At 66.8% G+C, this 17,269-nt stretch carries 18 protein-coding genes; all 18 read left to right on the forward strand.

The annotated features are described in order from the left end of the window. Window positions 1–1,229: transcription termination factor Rho (gene rho, locus NA4_RS32665; protein ID WP_067479037.1), on the forward strand; the 1,229-nt coding region annotated here is incomplete at its 5' end. 629 nt (window positions 1,230–1,858) lie between these two features. Further along, window positions 1,859–2,089, forward strand: coding sequence for a 50S ribosomal protein L31 (rpmE, locus tag NA4_RS32670; RefSeq protein WP_039796334.1), 231 nt, complete (start codon window positions 1,859–1,861; stop codon window positions 2,087–2,089). 82 nt (window positions 2,090–2,171) lie between these two features. Next, window positions 2,172–3,242, forward strand: a complete 1,071-nt coding sequence (gene prfA, locus NA4_RS32675) for a peptide chain release factor 1 (protein WP_067479039.1) — start codon at window positions 2,172–2,174, stop codon at window positions 3,240–3,242. 25 nt (window positions 3,243–3,267) lie between these two features. Further along, the gene (gene prmC, locus NA4_RS32680) at window positions 3,268–4,146 is read left to right on the forward strand and encodes a peptide chain release factor N(5)-glutamine methyltransferase (RefSeq protein WP_067479041.1); all 879 of its coding nucleotides are present in this window, start codon (window positions 3,268–3,270) and stop codon (window positions 4,144–4,146) included. Window positions 4,147–4,398: 252 nt separating this feature from the next. Continuing rightward, window positions 4,399–5,070 carry an L-threonylcarbamoyladenylate synthase gene (locus tag NA4_RS32685; protein WP_067479067.1) on the forward strand — a complete coding sequence of 224 codons (672 nt, stop codon included), beginning with the start codon at window positions 4,399–4,401 and terminating at the stop codon, window positions 5,068–5,070. Further along, window positions 5,067–6,224 carry a glycosyltransferase family 4 protein gene (locus NA4_RS32690; RefSeq protein ID WP_067479043.1) on the forward strand — a complete coding sequence of 386 codons (1,158 nt, stop codon included), beginning with the start codon at window positions 5,067–5,069 and terminating at the stop codon, window positions 6,222–6,224. Before NA4_RS32685 ends, NA4_RS32690 begins: the two co-directional genes overlap by 4 nt. 11 nt (window positions 6,225–6,235) lie before the next feature. Next, a complete protein-coding gene (locus NA4_RS32695) occupies window positions 6,236–6,688 on the forward strand; it encodes a Cg1360 family ATP-synthase-associated protein (protein ID WP_067479045.1) in 453 nt (150 codons plus the stop codon). Window positions 6,689–6,967: 279 nt separating this feature from the next. Then, window positions 6,968–7,795 carry a F0F1 ATP synthase subunit A gene (gene atpB / locus NA4_RS32700; protein ID WP_157129444.1) on the forward strand — a complete coding sequence of 276 codons (828 nt, stop codon included), beginning with the start codon at window positions 6,968–6,970 and terminating at the stop codon, window positions 7,793–7,795. A gap of 78 nt (window positions 7,796–7,873) precedes the next feature. Beyond that, window positions 7,874–8,122 (forward strand): ATP synthase F0 subunit C, encoded by a 249-nt coding sequence (locus NA4_RS32705; RefSeq protein WP_067479047.1) that lies wholly within the window; start codon window positions 7,874–7,876, stop codon window positions 8,120–8,122. A gap of 5 nt (window positions 8,123–8,127) precedes the next feature. Then, window positions 8,128–8,688: a F0F1 ATP synthase subunit B gene (locus NA4_RS32710; protein WP_067479049.1), complete on the forward strand. Its 561-nt coding sequence runs from the start codon at window positions 8,128–8,130 to the stop codon at window positions 8,686–8,688. A 19-nt stretch (window positions 8,689–8,707) separates the two neighbouring features. Beyond that, window positions 8,708–9,517 carry a F0F1 ATP synthase subunit delta gene (locus NA4_RS32715; RefSeq protein ID WP_067479051.1) on the forward strand — a complete coding sequence of 270 codons (810 nt, stop codon included), beginning with the start codon at window positions 8,708–8,710 and terminating at the stop codon, window positions 9,515–9,517. 55 nt (window positions 9,518–9,572) lie between these two features. Further along, window positions 9,573–11,210 carry a F0F1 ATP synthase subunit alpha gene (gene atpA, locus NA4_RS32720; RefSeq protein ID WP_067479054.1) on the forward strand — a complete coding sequence of 546 codons (1,638 nt, stop codon included), beginning with the start codon at window positions 9,573–9,575 and terminating at the stop codon, window positions 11,208–11,210. A 56-nt stretch (window positions 11,211–11,266) separates the two neighbouring features. Beyond that, entirely contained in the window at window positions 11,267–12,238 is a 972-nt protein-coding gene (locus NA4_RS32725; protein ID WP_067479056.1) for a F0F1 ATP synthase subunit gamma, read from the forward strand. 48 nt (window positions 12,239–12,286) lie between these two features. Continuing rightward, complete coding sequence (atpD, locus tag NA4_RS32730; protein ID WP_067479058.1) at window positions 12,287–13,732, forward strand: F0F1 ATP synthase subunit beta; 1,446 nt, start codon at window positions 12,287–12,289, stop codon at window positions 13,730–13,732. Window positions 13,733–13,762: 30 nt separating this feature from the next. Then, window positions 13,763–14,131, forward strand: a complete 369-nt coding sequence (locus tag NA4_RS32735) for a F0F1 ATP synthase subunit epsilon (RefSeq protein ID WP_067479071.1) — start codon at window positions 13,763–13,765, stop codon at window positions 14,129–14,131. A 194-nt stretch (window positions 14,132–14,325) separates the two neighbouring features. Then, window positions 14,326–14,748: a DUF2550 domain-containing protein gene (locus NA4_RS32740; RefSeq protein WP_067479060.1), complete on the forward strand. Its 423-nt coding sequence runs from the start codon at window positions 14,326–14,328 to the stop codon at window positions 14,746–14,748. Between the two features lie 160 nt (window positions 14,749–14,908). After that, the gene (locus NA4_RS32745) at window positions 14,909–15,490 is read left to right on the forward strand and encodes a cob(I)yrinic acid a,c-diamide adenosyltransferase (protein ID WP_067479062.1); all 582 of its coding nucleotides are present in this window, start codon (window positions 14,909–14,911) and stop codon (window positions 15,488–15,490) included. A gap of 215 nt (window positions 15,491–15,705) precedes the next feature. Next, window positions 15,706–16,965, forward strand: coding sequence for a UDP-N-acetylglucosamine 1-carboxyvinyltransferase (gene murA, locus NA4_RS32750; RefSeq protein ID WP_067479064.1), 1,260 nt, complete (start codon window positions 15,706–15,708; stop codon window positions 16,963–16,965). The last annotated feature ends 304 nt before the right edge of the window (window positions 16,966–17,269 follow it).

Below are 17,269 nucleotides of genomic sequence, written 5' to 3' on the forward strand. Positions count from 1 at the left end.
GACGCCGCTTCCGGGAGCGCCGTCGTGGACGCGACCGCGATGGCGGTGGCGGCGAGACCCGCGAGCTCGAGATCCGCGAGGACGACGTGCTGCAGCCGGTCGCGGGCATCCTCGACGTGCTGGACAACTACGCCTTCGTCCGCACCTCCGGCTACCTGGCCGGGCCGAACGACGTGTACGTGTCGATGAACCTGGTGCGCAAGAACGGTCTGCGCCGCGGTGACGCGATCACCGGCGCGGTGCGCGCCCCGCGCGACGGCGAACAAGCCAACCAGCGACAGAAGTTCGATCCGCTGGTGCGGCTGGACACGGTCAACGGCGGTGAGGTCGACGCCGCGAAGCGCCGCCCCGAGTTCGGCAAGCTCACCCCGCTGTACCCGAACCAGCGGCTGCGGCTGGAGACCACGCCGAACAAGCTGACCACCCGGATCATCGACCTGATCATGCCGATCGGCAAGGGGCAGCGCGCGCTGATCGTGTCGCCGCCGAAGGCCGGTAAGACCACGATCCTGCAGGACATCGCGAACGCGATCGCGACCAACAACCCTGAGGTCTACCTCATGGTCGTGCTGGTCGACGAGCGTCCTGAAGAGGTCACCGACATGCAGCGTTCGGTGCGCGGCGAGGTCATCTCGTCGACCTTCGACCGGCCGCCGTCGGACCACACCTCGGTCGCCGAGCTCGCCATCGAGCGCGCCAAGCGCCTGGTGGAGATGGGCAAGGACGTCGTCGTGCTGCTCGACTCGATCACCCGGCTCGGCCGCGCGTACAACAACTCCTCGCCCGCCTCGGGCCGAATCCTTTCCGGTGGTGTCGATTCCACCGCGCTGTACCCGCCCAAGCGGTTCCTCGGCGCGGCGCGCAACATCGAGAACGGCGGATCGCTGACCATCATCGCGACCGCGATGGTGGAGACCGGCTCGACCGGTGACACGGTGATCTTCGAGGAGTTCAAGGGCACCGGTAACGCCGAACTCAAGCTGGACCGCAAGATCGCGGAGCGGCGGGTGTTCCCGGCGGTGGACGTCAATCCGTCCGGCACCCGCAAGGACGAGCTACTGCTCAGCCCCGACGAGGCGGGCGTGCTGCACAAGCTGCGCCGCGTACTGTCCGGCCTGGACTCGCACCAGGCGATCGATCTGCTGATCGACCGTCTGAAGAAGTCGAAGAACAACCTCGAGTTCCTCATGCAGGTGAGCAAGACCGCGCCGGGCGCGCTCGACGAGTAGTAGGTAGTACCGAGTTGCCGCCGAGGCAACGGTCGAAAGGGTCCCGCTACAGCGGGGCCCTTTCGACGTTCGCGGGGCGAAGAAGGCCAAGCCGATCGCGGCCGAGCCGATGATCAGGAAACCGAGGATGAGTGCACAGGTCGCGTCTGCCGGACCCGACGTGCTGCTGCGGACGTACACGGCGTTCGCGGGCGCGGAATAGTTCATGGTTTCGGGGAGAGCACACCAGCCGACGGCCGCGGTGAGAATCAGGAGAACGAAAATCGCGGACGCGATTCGGATTGCCACGCCGGTCTCCTTCCAGCCGCCAACGGCGATGTGCCCAGGTCTGCAACTCTATGAACGGATCTGTTCGCATTCCTGAGTAGCGGACTACCCGACTTCAGGGTCGGTGCAGGCGGCGCGGATTCGCACGCCCGAATTTCCAGGGGCGCGGACGCTGGGGGAAGTACCTAGGGCGGGAACAAACCACTTGCCAGAGGCGTTTTGGGAGCGTAACGGCAGTTCTGGCATACTGAACGGTCGTTGCGTCTGCTCATCGGAGCAGACCTCCCGCCTAGTCGGTTCCGGTTCACGCTCGTCGCGAATTCGCGTGGGCGACCCGGCGGCCATATCTCGAGAGGACACCCATGAAGGCAGGAATTCACCCGACGTATGTCGACACCACGGTCGTCTGTGGTTGCGGCAACACCTTCCAGACTCGCAGCACCAAGGAGTCGGGACACATCACCGTCGAGGTCTGCTCGCAGTGCCACCCGTTCTACACCGGCAAGCAGAAGATCCTCGACACCGGTGGCCGCGTCGCCCGCTTCGAGGCCCGCTACGGCAAGCGTGCCGGCAAGAAGGCCGACGCCAAGTAGCTTCCTCGCCGACGCCCGGTCCTGCTGCGCAGGCCGGGCGTCGGTGTTTTGTATGGACCGGTAACCAGAAGAAGGAAGCACCGTGACGCAACCGTCCGCGATCGATGACGTTCTGGCCGAGTACGCCGGCTTGGAGACGCAGCTGGCCGATCCGTCGCTGCACAACGATGCGGGCGCCGCGCGCCGGGTCGGCAAGCGGTTCGCCGAGCTGGCCCCGGTCATGGCCACGTACCGCAAGCTGGAGGCGGCGCGCGAGGATCTGTCCGCCGCCCAGGAGCTCGCCACGGACGATGCCGCCTTCGCCGCCGAGATCCCCGGCCTGGAGCGCGAGGTCGAGGAACTGGAACAGGCCCTCGCCGACCTGCTCGCCCCGCGCGATCCACACGACGGCGACGACGTCGTGCTCGAGGTGAAGTCCGGCGAGGGCGGTGAGGAGTCGGCGCTGTTCGCCGCCGATCTGGCCCGCATGTACGTGCGCTACGCCGAGCGCCACGGCTGGAAGGTCGAGATCCTCGACGCCACGCTGTCGGATCTCGGCGGCTACAAAGAGGCGACGCTGTCGATCAAGAGCCGGGACGCCGCGCGCGACGGCGTGTGGTCGCGGTTCAAATTCGAAGGCGGTGTGCACCGTGTGCAGCGCGTCCCGGTGACCGAATCGCAGGGGCGCATCCACACGTCGGCGGCGGGCGTGCTGATCTACCCGGAACCCGACGAGATCGAAGAGGTGCAGATCGACGAATCCGATCTGCGGATCGACGTCTATCGCTCCTCCGGCAAGGGCGGTCAGGGCGTCAACACCACCGACTCCGCGGTGCGCATCACCCATCTGCCCTCCGGCATCGTGGTCACCTGCCAGAACGAGCGGTCCCAGTTGCAGAACAAGGCCCGCGCCATGCAGGTGCTCGCGGCGCGGCTGCAAGCGCTGGCCGAGGAACAGGCCGACCAGGAGGCGGCCGCGGGCCGGGCGAGCCAGATCCGCACGGTCGACCGCTCCGAGCGGATTCGCACCTACAACTTCCCGGAGAACCGGATCACCGACCATCGCATCGGTTTCAAGGCGCACAACCTCGACGCGGTGCTCGACGGCGACCTCGACGCATTGCTGGATGCCCTGGGTAAGGCGGATCGCGAAGCGCGTATGGCCGCGGAATGATCCCGTTTCGGGCAGAGTCGATGCCATGTCTACCACCCGAGTAGCGCTGCGCCCCGCCATCAACGACGCCATCGAGACATTGCGGACCGCAGGCGTGCACAGTCCGCGGGCCGACGCCGAGCAATTGGCGGCGCACGTCCTCGGCGTGGAACGGACCAGGCTGGCGCTGACCCCGCTGGTGCCGCCGGGCAAGCTGACCGAGTATCGCGAGCTGGTCGATCGCCGCGCACAGCGGATTCCGTTGCAGCACTTGACCGGAACGGCCGTGATGGGCGCGCTCGATCTCGCGGTTGGACCCGGCGTCTTCGTGCCGCGCCCGGAAACCGAGCTGTTGTACGCGTGGGCGCTGGCGCAGCTGGAGGCCCTGCCGCACGATCACGCCCCGATCGTCGTCGACCTGTGCACCGGATCGGGCGCGCTCGCCCTCGCCATCGCGCACGCGCGCCCCGACGCCGACGTGCACGCGATCGAGCTCGATCCAGCGGCGCTGGTCTGGGCGCGCCGCAACGCCGACGACCGCATCGCGGCGGGCGATACCCAGATCACGCTCTACGCCGACGACGCCACCGACCCCACGCTGCTCACAAACCTCGACGGCCGGGTGGACGTGGTGGTCTCCAATCCGCCCTACATCCCCGATGGCGCCCGCCTCGACCCCGAGGTGGCCGAGCACGATCCGCCGATCGCCCTGTTCGGCGGCCCGGACGGTCTGTCGGTCATCCGCCGCATGATCCCGAACATCACCCGCCTCCTGCGCCCGGGCGGCGGCGTCGCGATCGAACACGACGACACCAACGGCTCAGCTCTCGCGGCCCTGCTGGCCGAGCACGGCGAGTTCAACGACATCGTCGAGCACCCCGACTTGGCCGGCAAACCCCGCTTCGTCGCCGCGGTACGCGCTTGACCCCGGACCCGTGGGACAGGTCTTGCGTCCCGTCGACCAGCGGGGGACGTCTTGTGTCCTGAGGTCAAGGGCGTGCCCCCCAGGGCTTCCGATCAACACCGAGGTGGCCTCTCGGGCGTGGCTCGAACCAGCTCGTCGGGCACGCCCAGAACTCGCTCGGCAGCCGACGCAGGACCTGAACGCAGTCTCGCGGCACCTACTAGTACGGCCTGAATACGCGGAGCGGCGGACCGCCGTGACAGGATGGGAGCCGTGAGTACCGTCTACGACTGCGCGGATCCCGACTCGCGCGCCGCAGGACTGTCTGCGGCGACCAGTGCCCTGAAATCCGGACGGCTGGTCGTGCTGCCCACCGACACCCTGTACGGCTTGGCCGCCGACGCGTTCGATTCCACCGCGGTGAGCTCGCTGCTCGCGGCCAAGCGCCGGGGCAGGGACATGCCGGTGCCGGTGCTCGTCGGTTCCTGGCACACCATCGACGGCCTGGTGTTCTCGGTGCGGCCGCAAGCGCGCGAACTGATCCGGGCGTTCTGGCCCGGCGGACTGAGTCTCGTTGTGCAGCAAGCGCCTTCGCTGGCCTGGGATCTCGGTGACACGCGCGGGACGGTGATGCTGCGGATGCCGTTGCACCCGGTCGCGCTCGAGCTGTTGCGTGAGGTCGGCCCGCTGGCGGTGTCCAGCGCCAATGTATCCGGACAGCCACCGGCCAAGACCGCCGCCGAGGCCAAGGAGCAGCTCGGCGAGCTGGTCGGCGTGTACCTCGACGGCGGTCCCGCCGAGCACGCGGTCGCCTCCACCATCGTCGACCTGACCGCCGACCAACCGCGCATCCTGCGTGCCGGCGCGGTGCCCGTCGCCGACATCGCCGAGGTGCTCGGCATGTCGCCGGAGGCGCTCGGTGGCGCCGCGCAGCGGCTCGGATGATGGGTTCGAGCGCTGTCGTCCCCCTGCGGGAGCTGCTCGTCGTGCTGCTCATCTCCGCGGTGGTGACCTTCCTGGCCACCGGCGGGGTGCGCGTGCTGGCGATCGGCTTCGGCGCGGTCGCCGTGCCGCGCGATCGGGATGTACACGTCAAGCCGATTCCGCGGATGGGCGGCGTCGGCATCTACATCGGCGTGGTCGCCTCGGTGCTGTTCGCGCACCAACTGCCCGCGCTGCGCAGCGGATTCGACTACAAGCCCAATATCCCGATCGCCGTGCTGGTGGCAGGCACGCTCATCGTCGCGGTCGGCATCGTCGACGACCGGTGGGGCCTGGACGCGCTCACGAAGTTCGCCGGACAGGTGACGGCGGCCGGCGTGATGGCCGTCATGGGGCTCGGTTGGTACGTCATCTACAACCCGTTCAGCAACACCACGGTGGTGCTGGACGGCTTGCAAGGCGGCTTGGTCACGGTCGCGGTCACCGTGACCCTGGTAAACGCCATGAACTTCGTCGACGGTCTGGACGGCCTCGCCGCGGGCCTCGGCTTGATCGCCGCGCTGGCCGTTTTCGTGTTCTGCCTGGGATTGATGAACGAACAGGGCGGCTCGGTGGACACCTACCCGCCCGCGCTGCTCGCCGCCGCGCTGGCGGGCGGATGCCTCGGATTCCTGCCGCACAACTTCCAGCCCGCGCGCATATTCATGGGCGACTCCGGCTCGATGCTGATCGGATTGATGCTGGCCGCCGTGTCCACCGGCGCTTCCGGTCGAATCCCATTGCAGGGATACGGGCCGCGCGACATCGTCGGTCTGCTTTCCCCGCTGTTGCTGGTGGGTGCGGTGATGTTCATTCCGGTGCTGGACCTGTTGCTCGCCATCGTGCGCCGGGTTCGCGCGGGCGTGAGTTTCTCGACGCCGGACAAAATGCACCTGCATCATCGCTTGCTGCAGATCGGGCATTCGCACCGGCGCGTCGTGCTGCTGATCTATTTGTGGGTCGGTGTGCTCGCGTTCGGCGCGGTGGGCACCTCGCTGATGGACCGCAGGCTGGTTGTCCTGTTGATGGCGGGCGGTCTGGTTTTCGCGTTGGTGATCACCGCGATCCCGGGGCTGCGGCGTGGGGACCCGGCGGGCGACGGATCGGCCCACGGGTAAAGTCGCTGGTTGTGAGTTTCGCACCCGAACCTGTGCCCGGCCCCGACGCTCCGCTGCGGTCCGCTCTGCGCTACGGCCTGATCGGCTTGGGCGTGCTGGTGGTCCTGGCGGTCGGACTGGGCGCCGCCGTCTCGGGAATGCCTGGCGTATGGGGTGCGCTGCTCGGCGCCGCGATCGGCGGAGGCTTCATTCTGACCACCGCGGCGGTTGTGCTGTTCGGCGCGAAGCTGCCGCCGACCACGGCCGGTCTGGTCATGCTGGTGAGCTGGGTTGGCAAGATGCTGGTGGCGTTGGTCGTCATCGCGATCCTCAATCAGTTCGATTTCTACGACCGGGTCGTCCTGTTCCTCACCGTCATCGGAGCCTTGGTCATCGTGCTCGGCGCGGAGACGTATGGCGTTCTGCGCCAGAAGGTTCCGTACGTGACGACGACCGACACGGAAGCGTCTGATACCCGCGAGTAACAAAAAACGCACACCCCCTACGCGCTGTCGTAGATCACTTGGTAAAGTGTTGGTAAGCAAGCGACCAAGTGAGGGGTCACCCGCTGGATCCCGCATGACGGCAGCTATGCTTACTGCCGTGCCGGGCTCCGAGGGGTGTTCCGGTTCTGCATGTCGACGATGTCGCCGACACACGTACAGACGCCGGGTGGAGTCCAAACCGCCGCACAGCTGCTGACGAACTTCGAGCCGACCTGAGTCGACCCAAATTGATCGTCAATGTCCGATCGAACCGCGGGAATGACCGTACCCGCGGCCCGAACACGGGAGAGAACGCTGAGCGTCACCACTCTGGCGGCCGAGTTCCATGCGCCGTCGCTTACCGACTTCTTCCCTCCAGCTGTGCTGTTCGAGGGAACGCCGTTCGAACTCGATCGATTGATGCTGATCCGCATCCTGATGACGGCCGTTCTGGTCGCCGTGATGCTGCTGGCGTTCCGTTCGCCGAAGATCGTTCCGCGCGGTCTGCAGAATGTCGCCGAAATCGGCCTGGTCTTCGTCAAAGAGCAGATCTGCGAAGAGGTGCTGGGCAAGGAATCGGGACGCAGGTTCTTCCCGCTGATCGCCACGATCTTCTTCACGGTCCTCTTTCTGAACTTCTCCGGCATCATTCCGGGGTTGAACATCTCGTCGAATGCTCGCATCGGCATGCCGCTGACGCTGGCCGTCATCGCGTACCTGGCGTTCAACTACGTCGGTATCAAGAAGTACGGATTCTTCAACTACATGCGCAGCAGCATCGTCGTTCCGAATGTTCCCCCCGCACTGCACGTGCTGCTGATTCCGATCGAGTTCGTCTCCACCTTCATCCTGCGTCCGTTCACGCTGACCGTCCGACTCATGGCCAACATGCTGGCCGGTCACATCATGTTGGTGCTGTTCTTCAGCGCCACCTGGTTCTTCCTGTTCGACGCCGCCGCGTGGATGAAGGTGTTCTCGCCGTTCTCGCTGCTCGCGGGACTCGGATTCACGCTGTTCGAGTTGTTGGTCATCTTCTTGCAGGCCTATGTGTTTGCGCTGCTGACCGCCGTTTACATCGGGCTCGCACAGCACGCGGCCGATCACTGACCTGACCGACACAACTACCGGAAACCTGCTACACCACGCCGACCGGCGGGTGAGCAACAGAAAGGGAATGGAAGACTCATGAGCCTCGCTTACCTGGCCCAGGAAGCCGCGACCACCGAGAGCACCTTCAAGGGTCTCGGCGCCGTCGGCTACGGTCTCGCCGCGATCGGCCCCGGCATCGGCGTCGGCATCGTCGTCGGCAAGGCCATCGAGGGCATCGCGCGTCAGCCTGAGCTGCAGGGCACCATCCGCACCAACATGTTCCTCGGTATCGCGTTCACCGAGGCGCTCGCCCTCATCGGTCTCGTCGCCGGCTTCATTTTCTGATTCCGATGTACGAGTCAGTTTTGCTCGCGGCGGCGGAGGGAGAGGAAGTGAATCCTCTCGTTCCCGAAACGTACGACATCGTCTGGTCGATCGTCTGCGTCCTCATCATCGGGGCCCTGTTCTACAAGTACGTGGTTCCGCGCCTGATGAAGACGCTCGACGAGCGCTCCGACAAGATCGAAGGCGGCATCGCTCGTGCCGAGGCCGCGCAGGAAGAAGCTCAGCTCACCCTGCAGCAGTACCAGCAGCAGCTGGCCGACGCCCGGCTGGAGGCCGCCCGCATCCGGGAGGACGCGCGCACCCAGGGCCAGGAGATCCTCGCGCAGATGCGCTCGGATGCCCAGGCCGAAGCCGACCGCATCATCGCGGCAGGCCACACCCAGCTGGAAGCCCAGCGCCAGCAGATCCTGACCGAGCTCCGCTCCGAAGTCGGCCGCACGGCCGTCGACCTGGCCGAGAAGATCATCGGACAGTCGGTGTCGGACGAGGCCAAGCAGGCGGCGTCGATCGAGCGGTTCCTCGACGAGCTCGACGAGTCGGACGCAGGCATCGGGGTCGGAAGGTAACGACGCGAAAGTGAGAAGCATGTACGCAGCGAGCCGCGAGGCAAGCGCCCGGTCCCGGGAGGCGCTTCGGGCCGCTCTGACCGGAAGCGATACGGCTGCGGCCACGACGGGCTCGGAACTGTTCGCCGTTGTCGCCGTGCTGGACGACCAGCGTTCGCTGCGTGTGGCGCTCGCGGACGTGTCGGTGCCGGGTTCCGCACGCGCGGAACTCTGCGAGCGGGTCTTCGGCGGCAAGGTCAGCGCTGCCACACTGGCGGTGCTGACCACCGCGGTGGCCCAGGACTGGTCGCGCACCGCGGACCTGGTCGACACCTTGGTGCTGCTCGGCCAGGAGGCGTTGCTGGAGTCGGCCGCGCAGCGCGGCCGGATCGACGCGGTCGAGGACGAGCTGTTCCGGCTCGGCCGGATCATCAGCGACAACCCCGAGTTGGAGCAGGCGCTGTCGGATCGCGCGAAGCCGGCCTCGGCCAAGCGCGAGCTGGTCGCCCGTCTGCTGGCGGACAAGACCGAGCCGATCACGCTGACCCTGGCGGAGCAGGTGGTGGCCAGGCAGCGGACGAGCCTCGGCGCGGCCTTCGACGAGCTGTCCGACCTGGCGGCGGGTCGCCGCGAGCAGATCGTCGCGCACGTGCGCGCCGCGATCGCGCTCACCGACCAGCAGCGTGACCGGCTGGGCACCTCGCTGGGCCGTATCTACGGCAAGGCGACCACGGTGCACGTCCAGGTCGACCCGAGTTTGCTGAGCGGGCTCGTCGTGCGCGTCGGTGACGACGTGATCGACGGCAGCGCCCTCGGCCGACTGGAAAAGCTGCGCCGGGCACTGACCTAGCGCGCTCACCACACCCCCCGACATTCCCGACCCAGACAGCGAGAGCAGGAAGAACATGGCGGAGCTGACGATCTCCTCCGACGAGATCCGTAGCGCGATCGAGAGCTACACCCAGAGCTACACCCCCAAGACCTCCATCGAAGAAGTCGGTGTGGTCACCGACGCCAGTGACGGCATCGCGCACGTCAGCGGCCTGCCTTCGGCGATGGCCAACGAGCTGCTCGAGTTCCCGGGCGGCGTGCTCGGCGTGGCGCTGAACCTCGAGGACCGCGAGATCGGTGCGGTCATCCTCGGCGAGTTCGCCGAGATCGAGGAAGGCCACGAGGTCCGCCGGACCGGTGACGTGCTCTCGGTTCCGGTCGGCGACAAGTTCCTCGGCCGCGTGGTGAACCCGCTCGGTCAGCCGATCGACGGTCTCGGCGAGATCGAGGCCGAGGAGCAGCGCGTGCTGGAGCTGCAGGCCGCGACCGTGCTGCAGCGCCAGCCGGTCGAGGAGCCGCTGGCCACCGGCATCACCGCCATCGACGCGCTGACCGCGATCGGCCGTGGCCAGCGTCAGCTGATCATCGGCGACCGCAAGACCGGCAAGACCGCGGTCTGCATCGACGCGATCCTCGCGCAGAAGGCCAACTGGGAGACCGGCGACCCCAAGAAGCAGGTGCGCTGCATCTACGTCGCCATCGGCCAGAAGGGTTCCACCATCGCGGGCGTCAAGACCGCGCTGGAGCAGCACGGCGCGCTGGAGTACACCACCATCGTCGCCGCCCCGGCCTCCGACTCCGCGGGCTTCAAGTGGCTGGCCCCCTACACCGGTTCGGCCATCGGCCAGCACTGGATGTACCAGGGCAAGCACGTGCTGATCGTGTTCGACGACCTGACCAAGCAGGCCGAGGCCTACCGCGCCATCTCGCTGCTGCTGCGTCGCCCGCCGGGCCGCGAGGCCTACCCCGGTGACGTCTTCTACCTGCACTCCCGTCTGCTGGAGCGTTGCGCCAAGCTGTCCGACGAGATGGGCGCTGGCTCGATGACCGGTCTGCCGATCATCGAGACCAAGGCCAACGACATCTCGGCGTTCATCCCGACCAACGTCATCTCCATCACCGACGGCCAGGTCTTCCTCGAGTCCGACCTGTTCAACAAGGGTGTCCGCCCGGCGATCAACGTCGGTACCTCGGTCTCCCGCGTCGGTGGCGCCGCCCAGACCAAGGGCATGAAGAAGGTCGCCGGTTCGTTGCGTCTGGAAATGGCGCAGTACCGCGAGCTGGAGGCGTTCTCCGCCTTCGCCTCCGACCTCGACGCCGCGTCGCTGGCGCAGCTCGAGCGCGGCGCCCGCTGGGTCGAGCTGCTCAAGCAGGACCAGTACTCGCCGGTGCCGGTCGAGGACCAGATCGTCTCGATCTACCTCGTCGACGGCGGCTACTACGACTCGGTTCCGGTCGCCGACATCCGCCGCTTCAGCGCGGAGCTGTTGGAGGACCTGCACCGCACCGCCGCGGACGCCTTCAAAGCCATCGCGGGCGGCAAGGTGCTCGATGGCGAGGCGGCCGAGGCGATCAAGGCGGCCACCGACAAGTTCAAGCAGGGCTTCCTCGCTTCCGACGGCAGCCGTGTGGTGAACGAGGCCGAGGCGGGCGAGCTCGACCACGAAGAGGTCGAGTCGCTGTCGGTGACGCGTAAGCACGTCGAGAAGTAATCGAGCCTGCAAATGCGCTATTCGATTCGTGCGAATGAAGGGAGTGTGAACCGCTGATGGCAAGCTTGCGTGAATTGCGCTCCCGCATTCGTGGTGTGAATTCGATCAAGAAGATCACCAAGGCTCAAGAGCTGATCGCGACCTCGCGCATCTCCAAGGCCCAGGCCAGGGTCGCGGCCGCGAAGCCGTACGCCGAGGAGATCACCAAGGTCCTCAGTGAGCTGGCGAGTGCGTCGAAGAACCTGTCGCACCCGCTGCTGACCGAGCGCCCCACCCCGCGCCGTGCGGCGGTGCTGGTGATCACCAGTGACAGCGGTATGTGCGGTGGCTACAACTCGAACGTGCTCAAGCGCGCCGAAGAGCTGATGACCACCCTGCGCGACGAGGGCAAGGAGCCGGTGCTCTACGTCATGGGCAACAAGGGCCTGACGTACTACACCTTCCGCAACCGCCCGTTCGTGTCCGCGTGGACCGGGTTCTCGCAGCAGCCGAAGTACACCGATGCCTCGGCCGCCTGCCACCACCTGGTGGATGCGTTCATGGCCGGGTCCGACGGCGAGGTTCCGCACCCGCACGGGACCGGCGACATCGCCGGTGTGGACGAACTGCACATCGTCTACACCCGCTTCGTGTCGATGCTGACGCAGGCACCGGAGGTGCGCAGGCTCGCGCCCATCCAGGTGAGCTTCGTCGACGAGAACTTCGACCTGGGCGAGGACATCGTGTCGGATTCGCCGACCGCGGAAGTCCACGCACAGTACGAATTCGAGCCCGACGCCGATGTGCTGCTGGCGGCGCTGCTGCCGAAGTACATCAACACGCGCATCTACGCGTCGTTGCTCGAGGCAGCGGCATCCGAGTCCGCGGCTCGGCGCACCGCAATGAAGGCCGCCACCGACAACGCCAACGAACTCGCGAGTGTGCTTCAGCGCGAGGCGAACTCGGTGCGTCAGGCCCAGATCACGCAGGAAATCAGCGAAATCGTCGGCGGCGTGAACGCGCTGGCGGCGAGCTCGGACCGCGACTAAGCGCCGCGGCCTGAGGGCCGCCCATCGACACGGAGAGAACCAACACCAATGACCGCAGCTGTCACCCAAGACACGAGCCGGACCGGCGCCGCCACGGGCCGCGTCGCCCGGGTCATCGGCCCCGTCGTGGACGTCGAATTCCCCCGCGGAGCCATCCCCGAGCTGTTCAACGCTCTGCACGCCGAGATCGCCCTGACCTCGGTGGCCAAGACCCTGACCCTCGAGGTCGCCCAGCACCTCGGCGACAACATCGTGCGCACCATCTCGATGCAGCCGACCGACGGCCTGGTCCGTGGCGCCACCGTCACCGACACCGGCAAGCCGATCTCGGTGCCGGTCGGCGACGTGGTCAAGGGCCACGTCTTCAACGCGCTGGGCGACTGCCTGGACACTCCCGGCCTCGGCCGCGAGGGCGAGCAGTGGGGCATCCACCGCAAGCCGCCGTCGTTCGACCAGCTCGAGGGCAAGACCGAGATCCTGGAGACGGGCATCAAGGTCATCGACCTGCTCACCCCGTACGTGAAGGGTGGCAAGATCGGCCTGTTCGGTGGCGCCGGTGTCGGCAAGACCGTTCTGATCCAGGAGATGATCACCCGTATCGCGCGGGAGTTCTCCGGTACCTCCGTGTTCGCCGGCGTCGGTGAGCGCACCCGTGAGGGCACCGACCTGCGCCTGGAGATGGAAGAGATGGGCGTCCTCCAGGACACCGCCCTCGTCTTCGGCCAGATGGACGAGCCGCCGGGCACCCGTATGCGCGTCGCGCTCTCGGCCCTCACCATGGCCGAGTACTTCCGCGACGTGCAGCACCAGGACGTGCTGCTGTTCATCGACAACATCTTCCGGTTCACCCAGGCCGGTTCCGAGGTGTCCACCCTGCTCGGCCGCATGCCCTCGGCCGTCGGTTACCAGCCGACCCTGGCCGACGAGATGGGTGAGCTGCAGGAGCGCATCACCTCCACCCGCGGTCGGTCCATCACCTCGCTGCAGGCGATCTACGTGCCCGCCGACGACTACACCGACCCGGCGCCCGCCACCACCTTCGCCCACCTGGACGCGACGACCGAGCTCTCCCGCCCGATCTCGCAGAAGGGCATCTACCCCGCGGTCGACCCGCTGACCTCGACCTCCCGCATCCTGGAGGCCTCGATCGTCGGCGACCGGCACTTCGCGGTGGCCAACGAGGTGAAGCGGATCCTGCAGAAGTACAAGGAGCTGCAGGACATCATCGCCATCCTCGGTATGGACGAGCTCTCCGAAGAGGACAAGGTCCTCGTCGGCCGCGCCCGCCGGCTGGAGAAGTTCCTCGGCCAGAACTTCATCGTGGCCGAGAAGTTCACCGGTCAGGTGGGTTCGGTCGTGCCGCTGGAGCAGACCATCGACGACTTCGACCGGGTCTGCAAGGGCGAGTTCGACCACTTCCCGGAGCAGGCGTTCAACAGCTGCGGTGGTCTGGACGACGTCGAGGCGGCCGCGAAGAAGATCGCCGGAAAGTAGTCACCCATGGCGACTGAGTCCAATAACAACATGTCAGTCGATCTCGTCGCGGTCGAACGACTGCTCTGGTCCGGCCAGGCGTCATTCGTCAGCGCGCAGACCACCGAGGGCCAGATCGGCATCATGCCGGGGCACGAGCCGCTGCTCGGCCAGTTGGTCGAAGGCGGCACCGTGAACATCGTGTCCACCGAGGGCGAGCGCATCGTCGCGGCGGTGCACGGTGGCTTCTTCTCGGTGACCGCGAACTCGGTTCGGGTACTGGCCGAATCGGCGGAGTTCGCCGACGAGGTGGACGTCGAGGCGGCTCGCCGGGTGCTGGCCGACTCGGACGCCAGTGCAGAGCAGCAGAAGGCGGCTCAGGCCCGGGTGCGCGCGGTCGAGCAGACCTCGAACGCGTAAGCAACAACCTGTCATTGCGCAACGACGGCTGTCGGCGGTGAAGAGACTCTTCACCGCCGACAGCGTCTTTGTAGGCGAGTCGGACACGGCCGGGCCATTTGTAAACTCAGGGCCGTGGTTGAATGACCGCACATCGAAAACCGTGTCGACGACACGGCGGCAGAGCGAAGGGACGAACGGCATTGCAAACCGGGATGGTTCTCCTGATCATTCTGGTGCTCATGCTCGTGTTCCTCGCACTGGCCTCGACCTACCGCCTGATCATGTTGCGCCGCGGCGGAACTGCCGCGATTCTGCGCGTCCTCCCCGCCCGCGGTGGTCAGGGTTGGCGGCACGGATTGATCCGGTACGACGAGGACCGGCTCGTCTTCTTCAAACTCACCAGCCTCAAACTGGGCCCGGATTCCATGATTCGGCGTCAAGGCATCGAGATCGGTGATCGCCGCGGCCCGCGCGGTGACGAATACGACATCATGACCGACGACATCGCCGTGATCGCGGTGTCGGACCGGGCAGGTGGCTTCGAGTTGGCACTCGATCGCGACTCCTTGACCGCTTTTCTTTCCTGGGTGGAGTCCCGGCCTTCGGATCGCACCCGACGGATGCCTGGTCTGTAGAACACACGCGCGGCTGCCTCGCCTCCGTTCGGCCCGGCGCTTGTGCGGCTGCCTCGAGCCTCCGTTCGGCCCGGCGCTTGTGCGGCTGCGTCCCGCCTCCGCTGGACCTGGCCGCGGGCTGGGGCGGACTTCGACCGGGTGCGCCCATTAGGGTTGTGCTGTGAGTGTGCACTTGACGCGGATCTATACCCGGACCGGCGATGACGGGACCACGGGACTGAGCGACTTCTCCCGGGTCGCCAAGAACAACCCGCGCCTGGTCGCCTACGCCGACTGCGACGAGACGAACGCCGCCATCGGCGTAGCGATCGCACTCGGGCAGCCCGGGGAGACGATGCTCGCGGTGCTGCGCCACATTCAGAACGACCTGTTCGACGCCGGCGCCGACCTCTCCACACCGGTGGTCGCCGAGCCGAAGTACCCGCCGCTGCGCGTCACCCAGCCCTACGTCGACCGGCTGGAAGCGTGGTGCGACGAATTCAACGCGGAACTGCCCGCTCTGAATTCGTTCATCCTGCCCGGTGGCACGCCGCTGGCAGCCCTGCTGCACACCGCCCGCACCGTTGCGCGCCGCGCGGAACGCTCCGCGTGGGCCGCGATCGAGGCGTATCCGGAGGACACCAACGTCCTACCCGCGAGGTACCTCAACCGCCTCTCGGACCTGTTGTTCATCCTGAGCCGGGTGGCCAATCCCGGCGGCGATATCCTGTGGAAGCCCGGCGGCGAACTGCCGAGCGCCTGATCGCGTCGGCGACAACATGCGAGTACGCGAGTAACCACCGGGTATGCCAGGACCACGACGCCGACCACACCGTCGGCCGCGCAAACCCAGCGCGCGGCACTTGCTCGTCCGGCAAAAACGGCTAGAGGCGAGGGGAGTCGCGGAGAGGCGGCACCGTAGTCGGTCGCCGCAACTATCCTTGCACCAACAGTGCGCCGAATACGCGGAGAGGCGGCATGGAACGGTTTTTGGTTACCGGCGGGAATCGACTCGTCGGTGAGGTCACGGTGGGGGGCGCCAAGAACAGCGTCCTCAAGCTGATGGCCGCTGCGTTGCTGGCCGAGGGCACCACCACGATCACCAACTGCCCTGACATCCTCGACGTGCCGCTGATGGCCGATGTGCTGCGCGGCCTCGGTTGCGACGTGACCATCGACGGCGGGGCGGTCACCATCACCACGCCAGCCGAGCCGAAGTACCACGCGGACTTCCCTGCCGTCACCCAGTTCCGCGCGTCGGTGTGTGTGCTCGGTCCGCTGATGGCTCGGTGCAAGCGTGCGGTCGTCGCCCTGCCCGGTGGTGACGCGATCGGCTCGCGTCCGCTCGATATGCATCAGGCCGGCCTGCGTCTGCTCGGCGCGACCAGCGAGATCGAACACGGCTGCGTGGTGGCGAGGGCCGACGAACTGCAGGGCGCCAGGATCCGCCTCGACTTCCCCTCCGTCGGCGCGACCGAGAACATCCTCATGGCGGCGGTGCTCGCCGAGGGCGAGACGGTGATCGACAACGCCGCGCGGGAGCCGGACATCGTCGACCTGTGCAACATGCTCGTCCGGATGGGCGCGCGGATCAGCGGGGCGGGCACCTCGGTGCTCACCATCCAGGGCGTCGAGCGGCTCTCGCCCACCACCCACCGCGTCATCGGCGATCGCATCGTGGCCGCGACCTGGGGGATCGCCGCCGCGATGACCCTGGGAGACATCCGCGTCACCGGAGTGAACCCGAAGCATCTGTCACTGGTGCTGGACAAGTTGCGTTCCGCGGGTGCGCGGATCTCGTTCGAGCAGGAGGGCTTCCGCGTGGTGCAAGCCGAGCGCCCCCGCGCAGTGAACTTCTCGACCTTGCCGTTCCCCGGCTTCCCGACCGACCTGCAGCCGATGGCCATCGGGCTCGCGTCCATTGCCGACGGGACTTCGATGATCACCGAGAACATCTTCGAAGCGCGTTTCCGTTTCGTGGAGGAGATGATCCGGCTCGGCGCCGACGCCCGCACCGATGGGCACCACGCCGTGGTGCGCGGGATTCCCAGGTTGTCGAGTGCTCCGGTGTGGTCGTCCGATATTCGGGCGGGCGCCGGATTGGTCCTCGCCGGCTTGGTCGCCGACGGGACCACCGAAGTGCACGACGTCTTCCACATCGATCGCGGTTATCCGAATTTCGTCGAGCAGTTGCAGGCGCTGGGCGGCGCTGTAGCGCGCGTCGGCGCCGCGGATTGATCGCCGATTCGATCCCGGTTGTCCGCGACTTCCGAACGTTTCCGTGAAAACGCTTCCTGACCAGGGGATTTGACATCGTGCACGCAGACACGTAACTTTGTCCAAGTCAGAGCGACACGGACACCGACCCGGAGCCGAGACGCTGAGCGGAAACGCTGAGCGAGTGGACTGGGAAACGAGGTAGGACGAGGAGCGCCTGGCGATCACACTAGCTCGAACAAAGACCTTGTTTGCAACGAGGTTCGAGGCTGAGCTAAGCTGGAAAAGTTGCTTCACCGATCAATCGGCTCGAACCGGGCGACGG

The organism is Nocardia amamiensis NBRC 102102 (assembly GCF_001612745.1).
Classification (GTDB): Bacteria; Actinomycetota; Actinomycetes; order Mycobacteriales; family Mycobacteriaceae; genus Nocardia; species Nocardia amamiensis.

Excerpts from the sequence above, each read along its gene's own strand:
- rpmE (WP_039796334.1), top strand. The coding sequence starts at position 1,859 with ATGAAGGCAGGAATTCACCCGACGTATGTCGACACCACGGTCGTCTGT.
- prmC (WP_067479041.1), top strand. The coding sequence starts at position 3,268 with ATGTCTACCACCCGAGTAGCGCTGCGCCCCGCCATCAACGACGCCATC.
- NA4_RS32690 (WP_067479043.1), top strand. The coding sequence starts at position 5,067 with ATGATGGGTTCGAGCGCTGTCGTCCCCCTGCGGGAGCTGCTCGTCGTG.
- atpB (WP_157129444.1), top strand. The coding sequence starts at position 6,968 with ATGACCGTACCCGCGGCCCGAACACGGGAGAGAACGCTGAGCGTCACC.
- NA4_RS32705 (WP_067479047.1), top strand. The coding sequence starts at position 7,874 with ATGAGCCTCGCTTACCTGGCCCAGGAAGCCGCGACCACCGAGAGCACC.
- NA4_RS32710 (WP_067479049.1), top strand. The coding sequence starts at position 8,128 with ATGTACGAGTCAGTTTTGCTCGCGGCGGCGGAGGGAGAGGAAGTGAAT.
- NA4_RS32715 (WP_067479051.1), top strand. The coding sequence starts at position 8,708 with ATGTACGCAGCGAGCCGCGAGGCAAGCGCCCGGTCCCGGGAGGCGCTT.
- atpA (WP_067479054.1), top strand. The coding sequence starts at position 9,573 with ATGGCGGAGCTGACGATCTCCTCCGACGAGATCCGTAGCGCGATCGAG.
- NA4_RS32725 (WP_067479056.1), top strand. The coding sequence starts at position 11,267 with ATGGCAAGCTTGCGTGAATTGCGCTCCCGCATTCGTGGTGTGAATTCG.
- atpD (WP_067479058.1), top strand. The coding sequence starts at position 12,287 with ATGACCGCAGCTGTCACCCAAGACACGAGCCGGACCGGCGCCGCCACG.
- NA4_RS32735 (WP_067479071.1), top strand. The coding sequence starts at position 13,763 with ATGTCAGTCGATCTCGTCGCGGTCGAACGACTGCTCTGGTCCGGCCAG.
- NA4_RS32740 (WP_067479060.1), top strand. The coding sequence starts at position 14,326 with ATGGTTCTCCTGATCATTCTGGTGCTCATGCTCGTGTTCCTCGCACTG.
- murA (WP_067479064.1), top strand. The coding sequence starts at position 15,706 with ATGGAACGGTTTTTGGTTACCGGCGGGAATCGACTCGTCGGTGAGGTC.